General features: G+C 60.9%; 19 protein-coding genes. 8 read left to right on the top strand and 11 right to left on the bottom strand.

Annotated elements, in window-relative coordinates; all coding sequences use genetic code 11:
• Positions 1 to 182 precede the first annotated feature (182 nt).
• From galR to ACJ8J4_RS20420, 3 genes are all read left to right on the top strand, one after another.
• Positions 183 to 1202 (top strand): HTH-type transcriptional regulator GalR, encoded by a 1020-nt coding sequence (gene galR / locus ACJ8J4_RS20430; protein ID WP_028127674.1) that lies wholly within the window; start codon positions 183 to 185, stop codon positions 1200 to 1202.
• Between the two features lie 158 nt (positions 1203 to 1360).
• The gene (locus tag ACJ8J4_RS20425; protein ID WP_049206122.1) at positions 1361 to 1705 is read left to right on the top strand and encodes a type II toxin-antitoxin system RelE/ParE family toxin; all 345 of its coding nucleotides are present in this window, start codon (positions 1361 to 1363) and stop codon (positions 1703 to 1705) included.
• A 5-nt stretch (positions 1706 to 1710) separates the two neighbouring features.
• Positions 1711 to 2013 carry a helix-turn-helix domain-containing protein gene (locus ACJ8J4_RS20420; protein WP_025304078.1) on the top strand — a complete coding sequence of 101 codons (303 nt, stop codon included), beginning with the start codon at positions 1711 to 1713 and terminating at the stop codon, positions 2011 to 2013.
• Positions 2014 to 2040: 27 nt separating this feature from the next.
• Here ACJ8J4_RS20420 and lysA read toward each other — a convergent pair whose 3' ends face one another.
• On the bottom strand, positions 2041 to 3303 hold the full coding sequence (gene lysA / locus ACJ8J4_RS20415) for a diaminopimelate decarboxylase (protein ID WP_089196221.1): 1263 nt from the start codon (positions 3301 to 3303) through the stop codon (positions 2041 to 2043).
• A 133-nt stretch (positions 3304 to 3436) separates the two neighbouring features.
• Between lysA and ACJ8J4_RS20410 the strand changes: the two genes are divergently transcribed.
• On the top strand, positions 3437 to 4360 hold the full coding sequence (locus ACJ8J4_RS20410) for a LysR family transcriptional regulator (protein WP_043139803.1): 924 nt from the start codon (positions 3437 to 3439) through the stop codon (positions 4358 to 4360).
• Positions 4361 to 4387: 27 nt separating this feature from the next.
• Here the strand turns inward: ACJ8J4_RS20410 and ACJ8J4_RS20405 are convergent, their stop codons facing one another.
• Complete coding sequence (locus ACJ8J4_RS20405; RefSeq protein ID WP_049296173.1) at positions 4388 to 5296, bottom strand: LysR family transcriptional regulator; 909 nt, start codon at positions 5294 to 5296, stop codon at positions 4388 to 4390.
• A 108-nt stretch (positions 5297 to 5404) separates the two neighbouring features.
• Between ACJ8J4_RS20405 and ACJ8J4_RS20400 the strand changes: the two genes are divergently transcribed.
• Both ACJ8J4_RS20400 and ACJ8J4_RS20395 read left to right on the top strand, forming a co-directional pair.
• Positions 5405 to 6289: an MBL fold metallo-hydrolase gene (locus ACJ8J4_RS20400; protein WP_025304082.1), complete on the top strand. Its 885-nt coding sequence runs from the start codon at positions 5405 to 5407 to the stop codon at positions 6287 to 6289.
• Positions 6290 to 6357: 68 nt separating this feature from the next.
• Positions 6358 to 7005 carry a DsbA family protein gene (locus tag ACJ8J4_RS20395; protein ID WP_043139796.1) on the top strand — a complete coding sequence of 216 codons (648 nt, stop codon included), beginning with the start codon at positions 6358 to 6360 and terminating at the stop codon, positions 7003 to 7005.
• Positions 7006 to 7033: 28 nt separating this feature from the next.
• Here the strand turns inward: ACJ8J4_RS20395 and ACJ8J4_RS20390 are convergent, their stop codons facing one another.
• On the bottom strand, positions 7034 to 7741 hold the full coding sequence (locus tag ACJ8J4_RS20390) for a tetratricopeptide repeat protein (protein ID WP_261456824.1): 708 nt from the start codon (positions 7739 to 7741) through the stop codon (positions 7034 to 7036).
• 205 nt (positions 7742 to 7946) lie between these two features.
• Between ACJ8J4_RS20390 and ACJ8J4_RS20385 the strand changes: the two genes are divergently transcribed.
• Positions 7947 to 9674 carry an ABC transporter ATP-binding protein/permease gene (locus ACJ8J4_RS20385; protein ID WP_147823274.1) on the top strand — a complete coding sequence of 576 codons (1728 nt, stop codon included), beginning with the start codon at positions 7947 to 7949 and terminating at the stop codon, positions 9672 to 9674.
• A 36-nt stretch (positions 9675 to 9710) separates the two neighbouring features.
• Here ACJ8J4_RS20385 and agaF read toward each other — a convergent pair whose 3' ends face one another.
• From agaF to agaR, 6 genes are read right to left on the bottom strand one after another with little or no spacing between them, the layout of a single operon-like run.
• Positions 9711 to 10145 carry a PTS galactosamine/N-acetylgalactosamine transporter subunit IIA gene (gene agaF, locus ACJ8J4_RS20380; protein WP_025304086.1) on the bottom strand — a complete coding sequence of 145 codons (435 nt, stop codon included), beginning with the start codon at positions 10143 to 10145 and terminating at the stop codon, positions 9711 to 9713.
• A 10-nt stretch (positions 10146 to 10155) separates the two neighbouring features.
• The gene (locus ACJ8J4_RS20375) at positions 10156 to 11049 is read right to left on the bottom strand and encodes a PTS system mannose/fructose/sorbose family transporter subunit IID (RefSeq protein WP_442516103.1); all 894 of its coding nucleotides are present in this window, start codon (positions 11047 to 11049) and stop codon (positions 10156 to 10158) included.
• Positions 11039 to 11818 carry a PTS N-acetylgalactosamine transporter subunit IIC gene (gene agaW, locus ACJ8J4_RS20370; RefSeq protein ID WP_019455697.1) on the bottom strand — a complete coding sequence of 260 codons (780 nt, stop codon included), beginning with the start codon at positions 11816 to 11818 and terminating at the stop codon, positions 11039 to 11041. Before agaW ends, ACJ8J4_RS20375 begins: the two co-directional genes overlap by 11 nt.
• Before the next feature lie 14 nt (positions 11819 to 11832).
• A complete protein-coding gene (agaV, locus tag ACJ8J4_RS20365) occupies positions 11833 to 12309 on the bottom strand; it encodes a PTS N-acetylgalactosamine transporter subunit IIB (protein WP_019455696.1) in 477 nt (158 codons plus the stop codon).
• 1 nt (position 12310) lies between these two features.
• Positions 12311 to 13594 carry a D-tagatose-bisphosphate aldolase, class II, non-catalytic subunit gene (locus tag ACJ8J4_RS20360; RefSeq protein WP_264383741.1) on the bottom strand — a complete coding sequence of 428 codons (1284 nt, stop codon included), beginning with the start codon at positions 13592 to 13594 and terminating at the stop codon, positions 12311 to 12313.
• A 23-nt stretch (positions 13595 to 13617) separates the two neighbouring features.
• A complete protein-coding gene (gene agaR, locus ACJ8J4_RS20355) occupies positions 13618 to 14391 on the bottom strand; it encodes a transcriptional repressor AgaR (protein WP_004931804.1) in 774 nt (257 codons plus the stop codon).
• 503 nt (positions 14392 to 14894) lie between these two features.
• Here agaR and ACJ8J4_RS20350 point away from each other — a divergent pair.
• Complete coding sequence (locus ACJ8J4_RS20350; RefSeq protein WP_264383742.1) at positions 14895 to 16115, top strand: CynX/NimT family MFS transporter; 1221 nt, start codon at positions 14895 to 14897, stop codon at positions 16113 to 16115.
• A gap of 183 nt (positions 16116 to 16298) precedes the next feature.
• Here ACJ8J4_RS20350 and ACJ8J4_RS20345 read toward each other — a convergent pair whose 3' ends face one another.
• Both ACJ8J4_RS20345 and ACJ8J4_RS20340 read right to left on the bottom strand, forming a co-directional pair.
• Positions 16299 to 16412, bottom strand: a complete 114-nt coding sequence (locus ACJ8J4_RS20345) for a YmiA family putative membrane protein (protein ID WP_049232362.1) — start codon at positions 16410 to 16412, stop codon at positions 16299 to 16301.
• A gap of 388 nt (positions 16413 to 16800) precedes the next feature.
• Entirely contained in the window at positions 16801 to 18453 is a 1653-nt protein-coding gene (locus ACJ8J4_RS20340; protein WP_025304090.1) for a multidrug ABC transporter permease/ATP-binding protein, read from the bottom strand.
• Positions 18454 to 18509 lie beyond the last annotated feature (56 nt).

Raw genomic sequence — 18509 nt, 5'->3', positions numbered from 1 at the left:
TCAGCCCGGCGCCAGTGCCAACGTACAAATTGCGCTATCGTTCGGTCGTCGATGGTTATGCGTACAGACTCGAAGAGATTCTGCAACGGCCGCCACAAGTTGCGCACGAGACCGCTTGCGGCCCCGGTTTTTTTCCGCAAAACTGGGGGATGTAAGCGATTACCCAGGATGTGTTGACTGATATGGCTACGATAAAGGATGTTGCCAGGCTGGCGGGTGTTTCCGTGGCCACGGTATCCCGCGTGATAAACAATTCCCCCAAGGCCAGCGAAGGGTCGCGCACCGCGGTGCTGGCCGCCATGGAACAACTGCAGTATCACCCTAACGCCAACGCACGAGCGCTGGCGCAGCAATCCACCGAGACGCTGGGCCTGATCGTCTCCGACGTTTCCGATCCCTTCTTCGGCGCAATGGTCAAAGCGGTCGAGCAGGTGGCCTACGCCACCCATAATTTTCTGCTGATTGGCAACGGTTACCACGACGCCGAAAAAGAGCGCCAGGCGATTGAACAGCTGGTGCGGCACCGCTGCGAAGCGCTGGTGGTGCACGCCAAAAGGCTGAGCGATCAGGAACTTTGCGGCTGGATGCAACAGATCCCGGGCATGGTGCTGATCAACCGCACGCTGCCGGGCTTCGAAACACGCTGCGTGGCGCTCGACGATCGCTACGGCGCCTGGCTGGCGACCCGTCATCTGATCCAGCAAGGGCATCAGCGCATTGCCATCATCTGCTCCACCCACCAGATTTCCGACGCTACCGACCGGCTGCAGGGCTATCTCGACGCGCTGCGGGAACACGGTATCGCGGTGGATGAAAAGCTGATCGCCTATGGCGAACCGGACGAGATCGGCGGCGAACAGGCGATGACCGAGTTGCTCGGCCGCGGCCGTTCGTTCTCCGCCATTACCTGCTATAACGATCCGATGGCCGCCGGCGCGCTGTCGGTGCTGAGCGATAACAGCGTCGACGTACCGGGGGAAATTTCGCTGATCGGTTTCGACGACGTGTTGATTTCGCGCTACCTGCGCCCACGCCTGACCACCATTCGCTACCCTATCGTCGCGATGGCCACCCAGGCGGCAGAGCTGGCCCTGGCGCTGGCCAACCGGCAACCGCTGCCGGAAATCACCAACATGTTCAGCCCGACGCTGGTGCGCCGCCACTCGGTCGCCACCCTCAACAACGCGCACGAACAGCCGTAATGACATCGCTGCATGGGTGAGCAGTCACCCATGCGTTCATATTGCGTAGCCCGCCGCATTTCCCGCTTTTGGATTTTTTCCGCTCCCTGCGTTCGTGCATATTGATCGAACAATAACCTTTACGCTATATAGCCTAAACGCTATATTCTGAGCGTGTCATGTGGCAAGTGGTGACCGTCGAACGGTTCGACGACTGGTTTTTAGCGCTGAACAACGCCCAGCAAACCAGCATCCTGGCGGCGATCTTCAAATTACAGACGTTCGGCCCGCAGTTGGCGCGGCCGCACGCCGATACGCTGCATTTTTCCGACGCGGCCCGGCAGTTGAAGGAGCTGCGCGTTCAACATCGCGGGCGCCCTTTCAGAGGGTTTTTCGCTTTTGACCCACAGCGGCAAGCGGTATTGCTGTGCGGCGGCGATAAAACTGGCGACAAACGCTTTTACCAGCGCATGTTGCCCATCGCCGCCATGGAGTTTTCACATTATCTGGCAACCCGGAGGTAGTACAGATGGCCAAACCTTTATCCCAACTGATCGATAAACTCGATCCCGCCGTCGTTGCCGCAGCCAGGCAAAAAGCGGACAAGGAAATTTTCGAACTGCGGCTGGCAATGCTGAGGGAAGAGCTGGCGGTCTCTCAGGTTGAATTGGCGAAGCGGCTCGGCATCAGCCAACCCTCCGTCGCCAATTTGGAAAAGCGCGGCAGCGAAATAAAGCTGTCGTCGCTCAAACGCTATATCGAGGCGATGGGCGGCACGCTATCGCTGGATGTGCAATTGCCCAATGGCCAGCACCGCCGCATGACGCTGTAAAGCGGGCGCCAGGCGCCCGCCCGCTGATCAGATAAGCTCCAGCGCGATCAGTTCTTCGATGGTTTGGCGGCGGCGGATCAAGCGCGGCTCGCCGTTTTCGAACAGCACTTCAGGCAACAGCGGACGGCTGTTGTAGTTGGAGGACATCGATGCGCCGTAGGCGCCGGTATCGTGGAACACCAGATAATCGCCGATCTGCACCGGCGGCAGCTCACGGGTTTCCACGCCGCCGCCCGCCTGCTGGGTGAAGACGTCGCCGGATTCGCACAGCGGCCCGGCGATCACCGTGTCGCGCAGCGGTTGCCCCGAGGTGTCACGCCCATCGGCCGGCAACAGCGAAATATGGTGATAGCTGCCGTACATCGCCGGGCGCATCAGATCGTTAAAACCGGCATCCACCAGCACAAAGTGGCGGCTGCCCATGTTTTTCACCGCCCGCACCTCGGCCACCAAGACGCCCGCTTCCGCCATCAGGAAACGCCCGGGTTCAATCTCCAGCTGCACCGGGTGCCCCAGATGCGCGGCGATGCGCTCACGCGCCCGGTTCCACAAACCGAAATAGTGTTCGGTATCGATCGCCTCTTCGCCGTACTGATACGGGATAGACAGGCCGCCGCCGGCGGAAATGGCGCTGATGTCATGACCGAGATCGATCACCTGCTGCACCATCGCATCGCAGACGCGCTCCAGATGCTGGTAATCGACGCCGGAACCGATGTGCATATGCACGCCGATCAGTTTCAGGCCGTAGCGGCGGATTTTCTCCACCGCCTGCGGCAGATCGGCATACCAGATGCCGTGCTTGCTGTTTTCGCCGCCGGTGTTGGTTTTCTGGCTATGGCCGTGGCCAAATCCCGGGTTAATGCGCAGCCACACCGGATGCCCTGCGGAAACCTGGCCGAGCTGATCCAGCATGTCGATGGAACCGGCGTTAACCGGGATCTTCAATTCGCTGACGCGCGCCAGCGTGGCATGATCCAACACGTCCGCGGTAAACACGATCTCACTCGGTTCGCCGCCCGGCTGAAAACCAGCCTGCAGCGCCCGTTCGATCTCGCCCAGCGACACCGAATCCACCTTCACGCCCTGCTCGCGCATCAAACGCAAAATATGAATGTTCGAACAGGCCTTCTGTGCGAAACGAATGGTGTCGAAGTGGCGCAGTTGAGCGATGCGCTGGCTGATGATGTCCGCATCATAGGCCCAGACCGGGCAACCGAAACGCTGCGGCAAGGCCAGCAGGTTAGCGGCATTCAACGCGGTGGAGGTGTCGTGCAACGAGCGAGGCATGGCGATATTCCCAATTCGAAAATGACGGCAGATAGAGTCATAGTGCCGCACGCTGAACTGGGTGGAAAATATCTATTTAGCCGCAGTCTATTCATTTATGATATGGCTTTCTCTACAGTCGAGCGGCCTTGCCATGCACAGCATCTCTTTGCGGCAGATAGAAATCTTTCGGGCGGTGATGACCACCGGCAACCTGACCGAGGCGGCGGCCCTGCTGCAAACCTCGCAACCGACCGTCAGCCGCGAGCTGGCGCGCTTTGAGAAGCTGATCCGGCTGCAGCTGTTCGACCGGGTGCGCGGGCGCTTGTCCCCCACGGTGCAGGGCCTACGGCTGTTCGAAGAGGTGCAACGCTCCTATTACGGCCTCGATCGCATCGTCAACGCCGCCGCCGGCATCCGCCAGTTTCAGCAGGCGCAGCTGTCGATCGTGTGCCTGCCGGTATTTTCCCAATCGCTGCTGCCGGCGGTGTGCCGGCCCTTTATCGAACGTTACCCGGAAGTCAGCTTCAGCGTGATCCCGCAAGAGTCGCCGCTGCTGGAAGAGTGGTTGTCGGCCCAGCGCCACGATCTCGGGCTGACGGAAACCACCCTGACGCCGGCGGGCACCGAGCGGGTAACGCTGATGACGTTGAATGAAGTCTGCGTGCTGCCGGCGGGCCATCCTTTGCTGGCGAAAGACCCACTGACGCCGCAGGATTTCGCCGGGCAGAACTTTATCAGCCTGTCGAGCACCGACAGCTATCGCCACTTGCTCGATGCGCTGTTCGCCGAGCAGGGCGTCGAGCGCCGCATGGTGATGGAAACGCACAGCGCGGCGTCGGTGTGCGCCATGGTGAGGGCCGGCGTGGGGGTGTCAATCGTTAACCCGCTGACGGCGCTCGACTATGCCGGCAACGGCGTGCACGTGCGATCCTTCAGCATCGACGTACCGTTCACCGTCAGCCTGATCCGGCCGCTACACCGCCCTTCGTCGGCGCTGGTGACGGCCTTTATCGACCATTTGCATCAACAGGCCGCACTGTTCACCGCTCGCCTAGCCGCTGCCGTCAAGCGGTGAAAACGGCGTGGGAATGTTGCCGAAGCCTCAGCGCAGCGTCACCTGCCACTGCGGATCGCTGGCGAACCACTCCACCAGAAAGTCCAGCATGGTACGCAAGGTGGCAGGCATCTGGCGGCGCGAGGTGTAGATGCCGTAGATGCCCATCGACTGCGGCCGATAACCCGGCAGCAGCTCCACCAATTCGCCGCTGGCCAGCAGCGGCGCCGCCGAATAGTAGGGCTGCATGGAAATGCCCGCGCCCTGCACCGTGCCGGCCATCAGCACCACCGACTCGTTGGCGCTCAGGTTGCCGCTGACCGCCACCGCCGATTTCACCCCCTGAGCGTCAAAGTGCCACAGGCTTTTGCCGAAATAGGAATAAGTCAGGCAGTTGTGCAACGCCAGATCCTGCGGCTGGCGCGGCGTGCCGTGCGCCGCCAGATACGCCGGCGCGGCACACACCACCGATGCGCAGGTGGACAGCGGCCGGGCGATCAGGTTGGGATCCAGCTCGTTGGTGATGCGCAGCGCCAGATCGATGCGCTCTTCCACCAGGTTCACCGCCCGGTTGTTCATCTGCAGATCGACCGCCACCTGCGGGTGGCGCTTCAGATACTGAGCGACGGCCCCCACCAGCGCCGTTTGTCCGAGCGATTGCGAACAGGTGATGCGCAGCAGGCCGCGCAGTTCGTCGCTCTGCCCTTCCTCCACCAGATCGATTTCCCCCGCCAGCGCCAACATTTGTCGGCAGCGCTCCAAAGTACGCTCCCCGGCGTCGGTCAGACTAAGCTTACGGGTAGTGCGATGCAGTAAACGCGCCCCGGCCCATTGCTCCATCTGCGCCAGATAGCGCGTGACCATCGCGCGCGACATCTCCAGCGTTTCTGCGGCGGCGATCATGCTGCCGCGATCGACGATGGTGACAAAAACCTCAGCGGCGGTAATGCGATCCATGATTAGTCCGATTTATGCAACGAATAATTGCTTATTATCCGGTTTTTCTATCGCTTTATGCAACCTAACATCATTACAACATTAACCGATACCTAAGGACCTCTGCCCATGTTTAAGAAATCACTGTTAACTCTGGCCTTCACCGGCGTCGCCACCCTGAGCACTTACGCCACCGCTGCCGATACCCTGACCATGGAAGTGTATAACCCGGGCGAAAAAAGCGTGTTCCCGGTGTCTTCCGAAATCGTCAGCGGCAAACACGAAGTGGCGCTGATCGACGCTCAGTTCCAGCGTAATGATGCTGAAGAGCTGGTGAAAAAGATCAAGGCGACCGGCAAGAAGCTGACCACCGTTTATATCAGCCACTCAGACCCGGATTTCTATTTCGGTCTGGACGTGATCAAGGCGGCCTTCCCGGAGGCGAAAATCATCGCTTCGCCTGGCACCATCAAAGACATCAATGCGACCAAAGACGGTAAAGTTGCCTACTGGGGCCCGATCCTGAAAGACAACGCGCCAAAAACCGTGATCGTGCCGCAGCCGCTGCAAGGCGATAGCTTCACCATCGACGGCCAGAAAGTGGAAGTGAAAGGCTTGAACGGCCCGACCCCCGATCGCACCTTCGTGTGGATCCCGGCGCTGAAAGCGGTCGTGGGCGGCGTCGCGGTCGCCGGTGACAATATCCATCCGTGGATCGCCGACAACCAGAGCGTGGAATCGCGCCAGCACTGGCAGCAGACGCTGAAAAATATCGAAGCGCTGAAGCCGCAGGTCGTCGTACCGGGTCACTTCCTGCCGGGCGCCGCGCAAACGCTGGCATCGGTGCACTTTACCCAAAAATACCTGACCACGCTGGAAGCCGAACTGCCGAAGGCCAAAGATTCCGCCGCGCTGATTGAAGCGATGAAAAAGCACTACCCGACGCTGAAAGACGAATCGAGCCTGGAACTGAGCGCAAAAGTGCTGAAAGGCGAGATGAAGTGGCCGCAATAAGCGCCCCTGCGTGATTGAACCAGCCCTGGCGCCGCGGTGAACTGCCGCGCGCCAAGCGAGGAGTAAAAATGACCGAAACCACTCTGCATTACATTTTCGATCCGCTGTGCGGCTGGTGCTACGGCGCCACGCCGCTGGTGAAAGCGGCTCAGAGCCTCCCCGGGCTGAAGGTCGTGCCGCACGCCGGCGGCATGATGACCGGCAACAACCGCCGCCAAATCACCGACGAATGGCGCAACTACGTCATTCCGCACGACAAACGTATCGCCGAGATGACGGGCCAGCCTTTTGGCGAAGCCTATTTCAACGGCCTGCTGCGCGACACCACGGCAGTGATGGATTCCGAGCCGCCGATCACCGCAATCCTGGCGGCGGAGAAACTGGCGGGACGCGGGCTGGACATGCTGCACCGCATTCAGCGGGCGCACTACCAGGAAGGCCGGCGCATCGCCGACACGCCGGTGCTGGAAGCGTTGGCGAAAGAGCTGGGGTTGCCTTCGGCGGCGTTTATCGCCGAAATGCGCTTTAGCAGCGGCGCGCCGACCGCGCAACACATCGCGGAAAGCCGGGCGCTGCTCGCCAAAGTGCAAGGCCAGGGCTTCCCGACCTTTGCGCTGCAGGATAGCGAAGGCCGCCTGCATCTGCTGCCGGCCGGCAACTATCTGGGCAATGTGGAAGCCTGGAAAAACCTGCTGGGCGCCGCCGCGCTGGCGTAACCCTTCTCGCCCCGATCGCCGGGGCGGGTCATTCGACCCGCACGAACCGCCCTTCCGCCCGCACGTTGTGACCGAACCCGCAATCCCCCCGCGTATGCATCTCCAGCGCTTGCTCGCCAAACTCCAGCATGACGTCGCAGACCTGCGCGCTTTCCGAGTCATGCTGATGGTAGACGGCCTTGCCGTGCTCAATGGGCAGCTCGGCGGTGAAATCGCCCATGTTCGGCCCGTAATACAACCCCATCTGCGGCATGGCGTAGCCGGAAAAATCAATCAGCCACCGCTCGCCCTGCGGCTTCACCGTCACTTCGCTCCACACGCCGCGCCCGGCGTATTGCCAATACACGCCGGCCGGCCCCTGCGGCTGTGGCCACTGCGCCAGGCGTTGGCGCAACAGGCTCATGTTGTGCTGCGATTTGTCATCGTGCGGCGCCAGCGCCAGATAGGCCTGCGCCTTGAGCAATTCGCCGGCGTGCATCAGCGACAACGCCACGTTGTTGTAAGCCGTGGCGACAGCCTGCTCGCTCAGGCCGCAAAACTCGCTCCAAGCCGCCTGATCGCGAAAGATGTCGGCGGCTTTAGCGTAATCCTGCCGCTGATAGGCCTTTTTTCCCAGTTCGGCGTAGCTCGCCACCTTTTGGCAGTCGGCGGCGATGTCCGGCTCGTCAATGTGCGCCCAGGCCCGGGCGCTGGCGAAGACGCCGCAGGTCAGCAACAGAGGAAACCAAGCCTTCATCGTTTATCCTTTCTGCAAAAATTCGGCGCCAGTATAACCGCCCGGCGCCGGAGTGTATGCCGCAATTGCGCCCAGCTGCACGCTGCCGGCGATTCAGCCGCTTTATTTCAAACGGTTAGCGGAGTTAAAACTGCTTACAGTCGCGGTTTGTTTGTTACCGGCCCGCAGCCCATGCTGAACGAAATACCGCAATTATCGAGCCGTTATGAACGCAACCCCCTTGCAGAAACACGCCGTGTGGCAGCTGATCAAACCCTTTTGGGTGTCGGAGGAACGATGGCGCGCCTGGATGATGCTGATCGCCATCGTCATCCTGTCACTCGGCCTGGTCTATATCAGCGTGCTGATCAACCAGTGGAACCAGGTGTTCTACGATGCGTTGCAGAACAAAAATTACCCGGTATTCAAGGCGCAGCTGTGGCGCTTTACCTATCTGGCGCTGATTTTTATCGTGTTGGCGGTCTACAAGATCTACCTCACCCAGGGGCTACAGATGCGCTGGCGGCGCTGGATGACGGAAAAGTTCATGGGGAAGTGGTTGGCGCACCAGGCGTATTATCACACCGAGCAGCAACAGATCGTCGATAACCCCGATCAGCGTATCGCGGAAGATCTCAACGTATTGACCCAATATACCCTGTCGCTGTCACTCGGGCTGCTCTCCAGCCTGGTGACGCTGTTTTCCTTTATCGACATTTTATGGCACGTCAGCGGGCCGATGACCTTCGCGCTCGGTCAGCACGCCATCACGCTGTCCGGCTATATGGTGTGGTTCGCGCTGCTGTATGCGGTGCTGGGATCGCTGCTGATCTGGTGGGTCGGCAAACCGCTGGTCATGCTGGGCTTCAACCAGGAACGGTACGAGGCGAACTTCCGTTTCGGCCTGATCCGCATCCGCGAAAACAACGACGCCATCGCGCTGTACCACGGCGAACCGCGCGAGGCACAGCAGCTAGGCGATCGTTTTGACACCATTCGCAGCAACTGGTGGGCAATTATGCGCATCACCCGGCGGCTGAACATTGCCACCAACTTCTACAGCCAGTTCGCCATCGTGTTTCCCCTGCTGGTGGCCGCGCCGCGCTACTTCTCCGGCGCCATTCAGATGGGCGGCCTGATGCAGATCGCCTCGGCCTTCGGCCAGGTACAGGGGGCGCTGTCGTGGTTTATCGACGCGTTTAACGATTTGGCGACTTGGAAAGCCTGCGTTAACCGTTTGGCCGGCTTCAACGCCGCCGTCGATCAGGTTCACCATCAGCCGCGCGGCATTCAGCTGCGGAAAGAGACCGCCCACCCGTTAACACTGGATAACCTCAGCCTGAACTTGCCCGATGGTCAGCCGCTGCTGGCCGGCGCCGAGATGACGCTGCAACGCGGCGATCGCCTGCTGATCGTCGGCCCTTCCGGCTGCGGCAAGTCGACGCTGCTGCGGGCCATCGCCGGTATCTGGCCTTACGGCGCGGGCGCCATCGGGGTGGCGGCCAACGCCAACACGCTGTTCCTGCCCCAGCGCAGCTACATTCCGATCGGCACGCTGCGCGAGGCGCTGAGCTACCCGAGCCTGGCGTCAGAATACAGCGACGAACAGCTGATGCGGGTGCTGGAAAACTGCCGCCTGAAGCACCTGCAGCGCTGGCTGGATACCGCCGCCAACTGGAGCCATCGCCTGTCGCCGGGTGAGCAACAGCGGCTGGCGTTCGCCCGCGCCCTGTTGATCCGCCCGAACATCCTGTTCCTCGACGAGGCTACCAGCGCGCTGGACGACGAAACCGAGCAGCTGATGTACTGCCTGCTGGTGGATGAACTGCCGGACGTGACGCTGATCAGCGTGGCGCACCGCAACAGCGTGGCGAAGTACCACCAGACCTGCTGGCGCTTCAGCCGCAGCGAAGATCAACCGGCGCGCCTGGCGCTGAGCCCGCTGCCGGTATAACCCGCAGAGCCGGGCGCTACCGCGCCCGGCGTTCGTTCAGATGCCGTCGGTCTGCACGTCTTCGCACTTCACTCGGCGGCGCTCATGCCACAGGCTGGTCAGGCCCCGTTTGCCGCACGCCAGCGCCACCTCGCGAAACTCATCCAGGCTCAACCCGTCGCGCTCCAGCATCATTTCCGCCGCCAGCTGCATATTGACGCCGGTGAGCACTTCGCAATCGCCCTGCTCATCCGCCAGTTCGCAGGCGCTGCGAAACGGCGAACCGCCGAGCATATCGGTCAGGAACACCACGCCGTCCGGCTGCATCACCGCAGCCAGCGCCGAGCGTAGGGCGTCCCTGAGCTGCGCGGTACTCATCTGTTCGGGGAAATCAACCGCCGCGCAGTGCCGCTGCGGCCCCACCACCTGTTCCACCGCCTGCAACAGCCCGGTGGCAAAACCGCCGTGGCCGGTAATCACAATGCCTGGCATCGCTCGCTCCTCACAAAATGCCGATAAATTTGCCCACTACGCCAATCGCTACGGTGACGCCTATCAGCTTCACCGGTGAGAATCCGCGCTTCATCAGGAAGAAAATAAGCAGCGTGAAACACAGCGGCAATAAATTGGGCATCAACTTGTCCAGCACGTCGGTCTGCAAGGCCACACTGGCCTTGCCGGCATGCATTACCAGCGGCGTGGACAGGTGCACATACGACGCCACCAACGCGCCGATCACCGTCATGCCAACGATCGACGCGGCGTGAGAAATGCGCCGGGTGTGGGTCTTCAGCAGCGCCAGCACGCTGGTGCCGGCCTGATAGCCGTAGTGCGCCAGCCCAAAACGCAGGCCGAAATGAAACAGGTTGAACAGCAGCAGGAAGACGATAGGCCCGAACAAGCTCCCTTCCAACGCCAGCGAAGCGCCTATCCCGGCACAGATCGGCAGCAGCGTCAGCCAAAATAGCGCGTCGCCGATACCGCCGAGCGGCCCCATCAGCGCCACTTTCACCGCGCGAATGGTGGAGATTTTCTCCTTGTTCTGCTCCATCGCCAGCACCAGGCCGGACAGGAAGGTGACGTCGAACGGGTGCACGTTGATAAATTCCATGTGCATCTTCATCGAGTTGGCCAGATCCTGCGGGTTGCGGTGGATCTTGCGCAGCCCAGGGATCAGCTGATACAGCCAGCCGCCCGCCTGCATGCGTTCATAGTTGAACGACGCCTGCAGCAGCAGCGAACGCCAGGCCATGCGGTTGATGTCGCCGCGCGTCAGCGCCTCGGCGGGCTGGCTGTCCAGATAGTCGTCCTGCTCCACCTGGCTGGTGGCCAGCGCCTGCGCCATGCGCTGCTCGGCCTTTTGCGCCAGCAGATCGTCGGAATCGTTAAATGCCATCTTCGGCGTCCTCCTGCGGAGCGGGCCGGGCGGTCGCCTCTGCCGCGCCGCGTTGCGTGTTGAAGAAATCAATCAAAGCGATCGCCAGGGCGCCCAGCGCCACTGCCAGGATCGGCAGCTTGAGGAACGTGACCGAGATGAAACCGAGGATAAAATAAGCCACGTAGGTTTTTTTCATCATCACCTTCATCAGCAGCGAGAAACCGATCGCCGGCATCATGCCGCCCGCCACCGCCAGCCCGTCCAGCAGCCAGCCCGGCGCTTTCTGCACCATGGCGCTGGCCGCGTCGGCGCCGAAGTAAATCGGTAGGAACGCCACCACGAAATAGAAGATGAACAGAATGCTGATGCCGAGATAGTTCACCCGTTCTATGCCGCGCCAGTTCAGCTCTTTCACCATACGATCGCAGCGGTGCATCATCGGTGAGAACAGCGTAAACAGCAGCGTGATGCAGCCCTGCACCGCAATCGAGAACGGCACTGCCACGCCGATCGCCACTTTAGGATCGGCCTTGGTCAGAATGGCGAACGCGGTGCCGATCACCCCGCCGATCACCACGTTCGGCGGTTGGGCGCCCGCCAGCGGCACCATCCCCATCCACACCAGCTCCAGCGTCCCGCCCACCAGCAAGCCGGTGTAGACGTCACCCAAAATCAGCCCCACCAGCGGCCCCATCACCACCGGCCGGTGGAAGTGGGTTAGACCGTCGAACAGGTCAACCCCCGCCAATCCGGCCAACAGCGCAATCAATAACGCATCCGTCAACATGTTTCCCCCCAGGCTCAAAAGAGCAATTTGCCGATCGCCTCACCCGCCTCATCCGGCACCCGGCGCACTTCGCACTCCACGCCCAGCGCCGCCAGCGCGCGGAACGCGGCCACGTCGCCGTCGTCCAGCGACACCGTTTTGTGCACCTGCCGCTTCCCCTCGGCGAAGTGCATATTGCCGACGTTGACGAAACGGATCGGCACCCCGCCGCGCACCAGCGTCAACACGTCCTGCGGTGTTTTGCACACCAGAAAAATCTTCTGCCTGTCCGCCGCCTTGTGGATCACGTCGATGGTTTTCTGCAGCGTGAAGTAGCGGGTCTGCACCCCTTCCGCCACCACCATGTCCATCAGGTTCTGCTGCACCGGATCGGCGGCGGCCTCGTCGTTGGCCACCACCACCAGGTTGGCGCCGAGGGTATTGGTCCAGGTCACACCCACCTGGCCGTGCACCAGGCGATTGTCGATGCGGGTCATTAAAATGTTCGGCATGTCAGCGGCCCTCCGGGTAACAGGCGGCGTGGTAATCGTCGAGCACCTGCGTCACTTTATGCAGCACCCACTCCTGCGGATCGGCGCTTAATTCGCCGGCGTTCAGCGCCCGCGCCTGATCCGGCAGGTACTGGCTGAGCAGCGCCAGCGGTGCCGGGCTGCGGCGCAGGTTGTCCAGCAACCCGTCGACGGCCTGCTGCACCTGCGGCTGTGGCCAGTAGTAACGCACCCGATCGCTCAGGCTGTAGTGGCGATCGAGATACTGCTGGTGCGGCGTGCCGTGGTAATAGCGGCTCCACTGCTGCGGCTGCTCGCGCATCACCTGCTCCAGCGTGGCGCACAGCTGCGCCGACTGGCGTTCCCCCAGCCATTCACGCTCGATGCGATCGAGGGCGAACAGCGCTTCGCGCAGCGCGAAGGTCAGCGCCGGCCCCACCTTCAGGATGGCGAAGTGATCGCGCACCAGTTGGCGGTAGGCCTGCGGTGGTTGGTAGTCCGTAGAGTGCGCTTCATAGATCATGCCCGGCTGCCTTTCGATGAAGTGGCTCAATGCGTCGGCGCGCTGCGGTTGGTAATGCTCAACGCTGTAGTGATCGAACTCGACGCCCGGCTGTACCACCAGCGCGATAGTTCGCTGCCAGGCATCGTTCAGCTCGGCTTTTTGCCAGGCGATGCGGTGCGTTTCCAGCGTTTGCGCCACCGCCTGCGGCGTGGTGACCTGCAGACCCGCCAGCGCCTCCTGCGCGCCGCCCGGGACCGGCACTTCGGTGCCGATTACATAGACCGGCGCTTCGCCGCCGCTCTGCGCCCAGGCCCGCTCCGCCACCGCGCACAGGCGCGCCGCACGCTCGGCGACCGTGGCATCCCCCAGGGGCGAGGGATCGCCGGCGCACGACATGGAACAATCGAGGTGAATTTTGCGAAATCCGGCGCGAACGTAATCGTCGATCAAGGTTTCCGCCAGCGCCATCGCCTCCTGAGCCGGGCGATCTTGCCAAGCGTTGGGCCCCAGGTGATCGCCACCCAGCCACACGCGCTCGCGCGCCAGGCCCACTTCATCCGCCAGGCGCCACAGCGCATCGCGGAACTGGGCCGCCGTTTGGCCGGTATAGCCGCCGAATTGATTAACCTGGTTGGACGTCGCCTCCACCAATACCGGCGTGCCGCGCGCTTTGGCCTGCCGCAGCGCGGCCTTCAGAACCCAGGGATGGGCGGAACAGACGGAAAAGATCCCGACCGGCATACCGGCCTTGTGCTGCTCGACAAGCTGTAACAACTGCTGCATGAAGCCCCCATGCAGGCGCCCTGCTACCGATCGGCGATGATGACCTCCACGCCCAGCTCGGTTAACGCCCGCTCGTAATCGTCCGGAAGACGGCTGTCGGTGATCAGCCGATGGATTTGTCCGGCTTCGCGAATCATGCAAAAGCTCTTGCGACCGAATTTGCTGGCATCCGCCACCGCGATAATCTCGCGTGCCACCTCGCACATCACGCGATTGAGGTGCGCCTCACCGGGGTGAGGCGTGGTGATGCCGGCGCTCAGATCGAACCCGTCGACGCCCAAAAACAGTTTGTCGAAGCGGTACTGACGCAATTGCTGCTCGGCAGCCGGACCGTAGAGCGAGTAAGAGTTGCGGCGCACGCTGCCCCCCAGCACCATGACTTCCACCCCGTCGTTTCCCGAAAGCTCGTAGGCAATGTTCAGCGCATTGGTCATCACCACCAGATCGCGCCGCCCCTTCAGGAACGGCACGATCTGCGCGGTGGTGGAACCGGAATCGAGGATCAACGCATCGCCATCGCGCACATAGCCGGCCGCCGCGTTGGCGATCAGCGTTTTGACGTCGCGATTCAACCGCCCTTTGTCCCGTAACGGCCGATCGAAAGCGAATTGCTGATTGAGCATTGCTCCGCCGTAAGCGCGCAGCGCACACCCTTTTCGTTCCAGAAAGCGCAGATCGTTGCGGATCGTCACCGTGGATACCGCAAACTGCTTACTGAGCTGCTCCACGCGCACGCTACCGTGCTCGCATAACAGATCGATGATGTGTTCACGTCGCTTTGCGGTATTCACTGGCATGAGCAGCGGTCCTCAGGTTTCCGGCAACGCCGGGGAGAAGATGGCTTTCGCTCTACTGCGCTGGCATTACAGCAAAGCGAAAGCAATGAAATTGTGATCGGGCTTACAGCCCCGTTTTAGCAAAAAAACCGCCAAAAAACCTTTCGAATCGAAACGAATCGAAAAGCAAAAAGTGGAATGGGAGAAAAATGAAATGCCATGACGAGCGCTACCCCCCGGAGCGCTGAGACGTGGGCTGCACGGAAAGCGAAAGCGGCGCATGGTGCGCCCCACGCCATGACTTTTAGTTCACTCAGTGACCAGGATCACATAATGATAATTATCCTGCGGCCGGTGGGGATTAACCGCCACCATCCCGCCGGGCCATCCCCTTGTCAGTACGAGCCATCTTCCCTACACTTGCGATCAGATATCGGCCCCTTGTCGGTACGTAAGCGTTAACGTCAATCAACGCATCACGCCATGCAGCGCTGATTGACTGCATGCCCTGGTGCGAGGAACCCATGCCGCAACCCGCTTCATCCCCAGCGTCCACCGCGACCCCGCGTCGCCGGTTACACCGCCCTATTTTGCTGATCGTCGGCATTATGCTGATCGCGGCCAACCTGCGCGCCGCCCTGACCAGCGTCGGCCCGCTGCTGGAGCAGATCCAGCAACAGCTGGCGTTGTCCGCCACCGCCGCCGGCCTGATCAACTCACTGCCGCTGATCCTGTTCGCCGTTCTCTCGCCGCTGACCCCAGCGCTGGCGAAACGCATCGGCATCGAGCGCACCCTGGGCCTGGCCCTCGCGCTGCTGGTCTGCGGTATCGTGCTACGTTCCCTGCCGCAAGACGCCATGCTCTGGCCGGGCAGCGTCCTGATCGGCGCCGCCATCGCCTTCGCCAACGTGGTGCTGCCAACGCTGGTGAAAAGAGATTTCCCACATCGCGCCGCCGCGATGATCGCTGCCTATGCGGCGGTGATGTCACTGGTTGCCGCCATCGCTTCCGGCCTGGCCGTGCCACTGGCCTCCCTGGCCAACCTCGGCTGGCGGTTCTCTTTGCTGTGTTGGGGTTTGCCCGCGCTGCTGGCGCTGTTGGTGTGGCTGCCGCAGCTGCGGCGCTCCGCCACCCCCGTCCCCAAAGAGCCGCAGCCAACAGAGCTGCAACGCTATCGCTCTCCCTGGGGCAGCGCACTGGGTTGGCAAGTAGCGATGTTCATGGGGCTGCAATCGATCGCCTTCTACACCATCATCGGCTGGTTCAGCGCCTTTGCCGCCAGCCACGGCACCTCCGCTCAGCAGGCGGGTTTCGAACTGTTCGTTTACCAGGTGGTGGCAATCGTCGCCAACTTTGTCATGGTGGTGATTTTGCCGCGTGCGCGCGATCAGCGGGCAATAGCGTTGGGCAGCTCGCTGCTGATCTTCATCGGCGTCGGGGGATTATTGGTGCAACCCGCCAGTTCACTGGTGTGGCTGACGTTTGCCGGGTTGGGGGCGGGGAGTTCGCTGGTGCTGGCGCTGTCGTTCTTTGGATTGCGCAGTCAGCATCATCATCAGGCGACGCTGCTGTCGGGTATGGCGCAATCCGTCGGTTATCTGTTAGCGGCGCTGGGGCCCACCCTATTTGGCTTACTGCACGATCTGACGGAAGGCTGGCGCTGGCCGTTGATCGCCCTGCTGTGCCTGACCGTCTTGCAAATGCTGTTCGGCGCGTTGGCCGGCCGCAGCCGCGTGATCAGCTAACGCTGCGGCGCGATGGGGGCCGCGCCGCCTCAGAGTCGGTGTCCTGCCATAAATCTTCAATAAAGGCGCGCTGCTCATCGCTCAGCACCCATGACGGCGGAATTTTGGACGGTGCGCGACGCTCAGCGCCCTCACGGTTTTTAGCCTGCTTTTTGTTCACGAATCGCCTTCCTGCTTAACCTGCTAACTCAGTAACCAGTAAATCACGGCGGCGGTTAACAGCCAGAATAGCCCGCTACCGATAAACACACACAGCCATGCTCTACGTTTGATATCAGATCCATCCTTGCTCACCACAGCGCCCTCAACCAATAGATTAAACCATTCAAACATTAATTATCGATCTGTTTTAACGATCGATAAAGTCGTTTTTTCCTATGGAAATTTAAAAAACAGCTGCTAGCCATAGATCTGCATTACCGCCCTGGTAAGAACGGCACCGTGGATATCACTGTTATCGGCAGGCGATAACTTGAATTGATAGGCGAACGAACGTGCAGTGTGTCATACCTTGAAAGGTCAAAATTAAACCACTGGTAAATAATTCAACTATCAATTATTTGACTGGCCGTAAGCCAAATCGACAACAGACAGCGCTAAAGGCGGGGGATAAAATGAAACGACATACTGGGGTCATACGAAGAGAAGCACCGGCCCGCTTTGGTCTCGCCCGGGCCGGCGTGAGTTAACCGATTCTGCTGACGGAATCCCGGCTGGCATGTTCACGCTCGCTGCCGGTCAGCTCACGTAAATGACCCGAGCGCATCTCAAGCAACCGATCGGCGTATTCGAAATAGTGATCGTCATGGCTGATGGCAAACACCGTTTTGCCCAGCGCACGCAGTTCTGGCAATAGTTCACGATAGAAAATGCGCCGGAATTGCGGATCCTGATCCGCGGCCCATTCATCCAACAGCAAGATATCACGTTGTTCCGCCACCGCCAGCAGCAAAGCCAGACGCTTGCGCTGCCCCTGCGACAGTTGCGGATTGGTCACCCTGGTGCCGTCGAACTGCAGTTTGCTTTTCATATTCAACCGCTCGAGCCAGGCGGCGACCAGCTTCGCATCGGGTTCACCGCCTTCCGGCCCTTGTAAACGATCGAACTGATGAAAATCGGTGAAAATCGCCGAAAATAGCCGGCGGTAGTCCGGCATATCCGCCGCGGTCTGGGCGACGCCATCCAGCACGATGTGGCCGCTCACCGGTCGGTACAATCCGGTCAACAGCATCGCCAGCGTTGACTTGCCGCTGCCGTTGCCGCCGATCAAAAAGACCAGCTCGCCACGCCGCAGCGTCAGATTAAGCGGCCCGACGGCAAAACCGGGCTGCTGTTCCTTATCTGCATAGTGAAAAACCACGTCACGCAGCTCCAGCGTCTGCCAGGAACGGCAGGCGGCGACAGGGAACGCCGGTTGGTACTCGGCCAAGTGCAGCGTCTTCAGCTTGTTGAAGGCGACTTCGGCGCTGACCAGCGTCGGAAACGCCCCCACCGCCTGCAGTAATGGCGTGCGCAAGAACAGCAGCGTCAGGGAATAGGTGGCAGCCACCGCCGAGTCCGCCCATCCCAGGCTGTTAGCCATAAAGAACACCAGCCCAATCGCGCCTAACATCATGATATTTGACCAGTTGAGCGCACTCAAATGGAAGGTATCGGCGCGAATGATATGGTGGCGGTAAGCTTGCGCATCGGGTTGATAGGTCTGTTCGTACAGCGCCTGCGCTCGCTTGCGGTTTAACGTCAGTTCCTTGCGACCGTCAATCACCGATTCGTAATGATGATAGAGACGCTCTTCCGACTCGCGCAAACTGGCCATATGGCGATAAACCCGCGAGACCAGGCAGCCGCTGCCCACCACGGTGACGGCGACCCACACCGCCGTCACCGCCAACATTTTCGGCGATAACCACCCCAGATAGGCCGCCGACCCCAAGGTTAAAATCACCCCTTGCACCAGTTCGGGCAAGCGCACGAAGGCGACGGTGATATTGCGGACATCGCTGGACAGGCTCGCCAACAATGAGGCGCTGCCTAACTGTTCAAGGCGTTCAATATCGGTATCCAGGATGCGCTTCACTAACTGCCCGCGCAGGCGGTAGACGAAGTAATGGCCCAATGTCGTCAGCGCCAATTGCGATCCCAGCGTGACCGCCATCAGCAATGCCAGCAGGGCGAGAAACATTGGCAGTACGGCCAACGCATCGCCGCCGGCGTCCATCAGGTATTGATTGATAAACGCAATAATACCGATGCCTAAGCCGGCGCTGGTCATGGTCAATGCCATAACCGCCAGAAATGGCCAACGATACTGGTGATAAACCACCCGTAGCAGTTCCATGAAAAAACCTCTGAAGTCGCGATCTGGCAGGCATTGTAAGCGGCACGAGAATGAGA

Origin of the sequence: Serratia sp. CY47280 (genome assembly GCF_052168655.1) — a bacterium.
In the GTDB taxonomy this organism is placed as follows: Bacteria; Pseudomonadota; Gammaproteobacteria; order Enterobacterales; family Enterobacteriaceae; genus Serratia; species Serratia bockelmannii.
The sequence above is the reverse complement of the archived record's forward strand: the minus strand, read 5'-3'. Positions and strand labels throughout refer to the sequence as shown.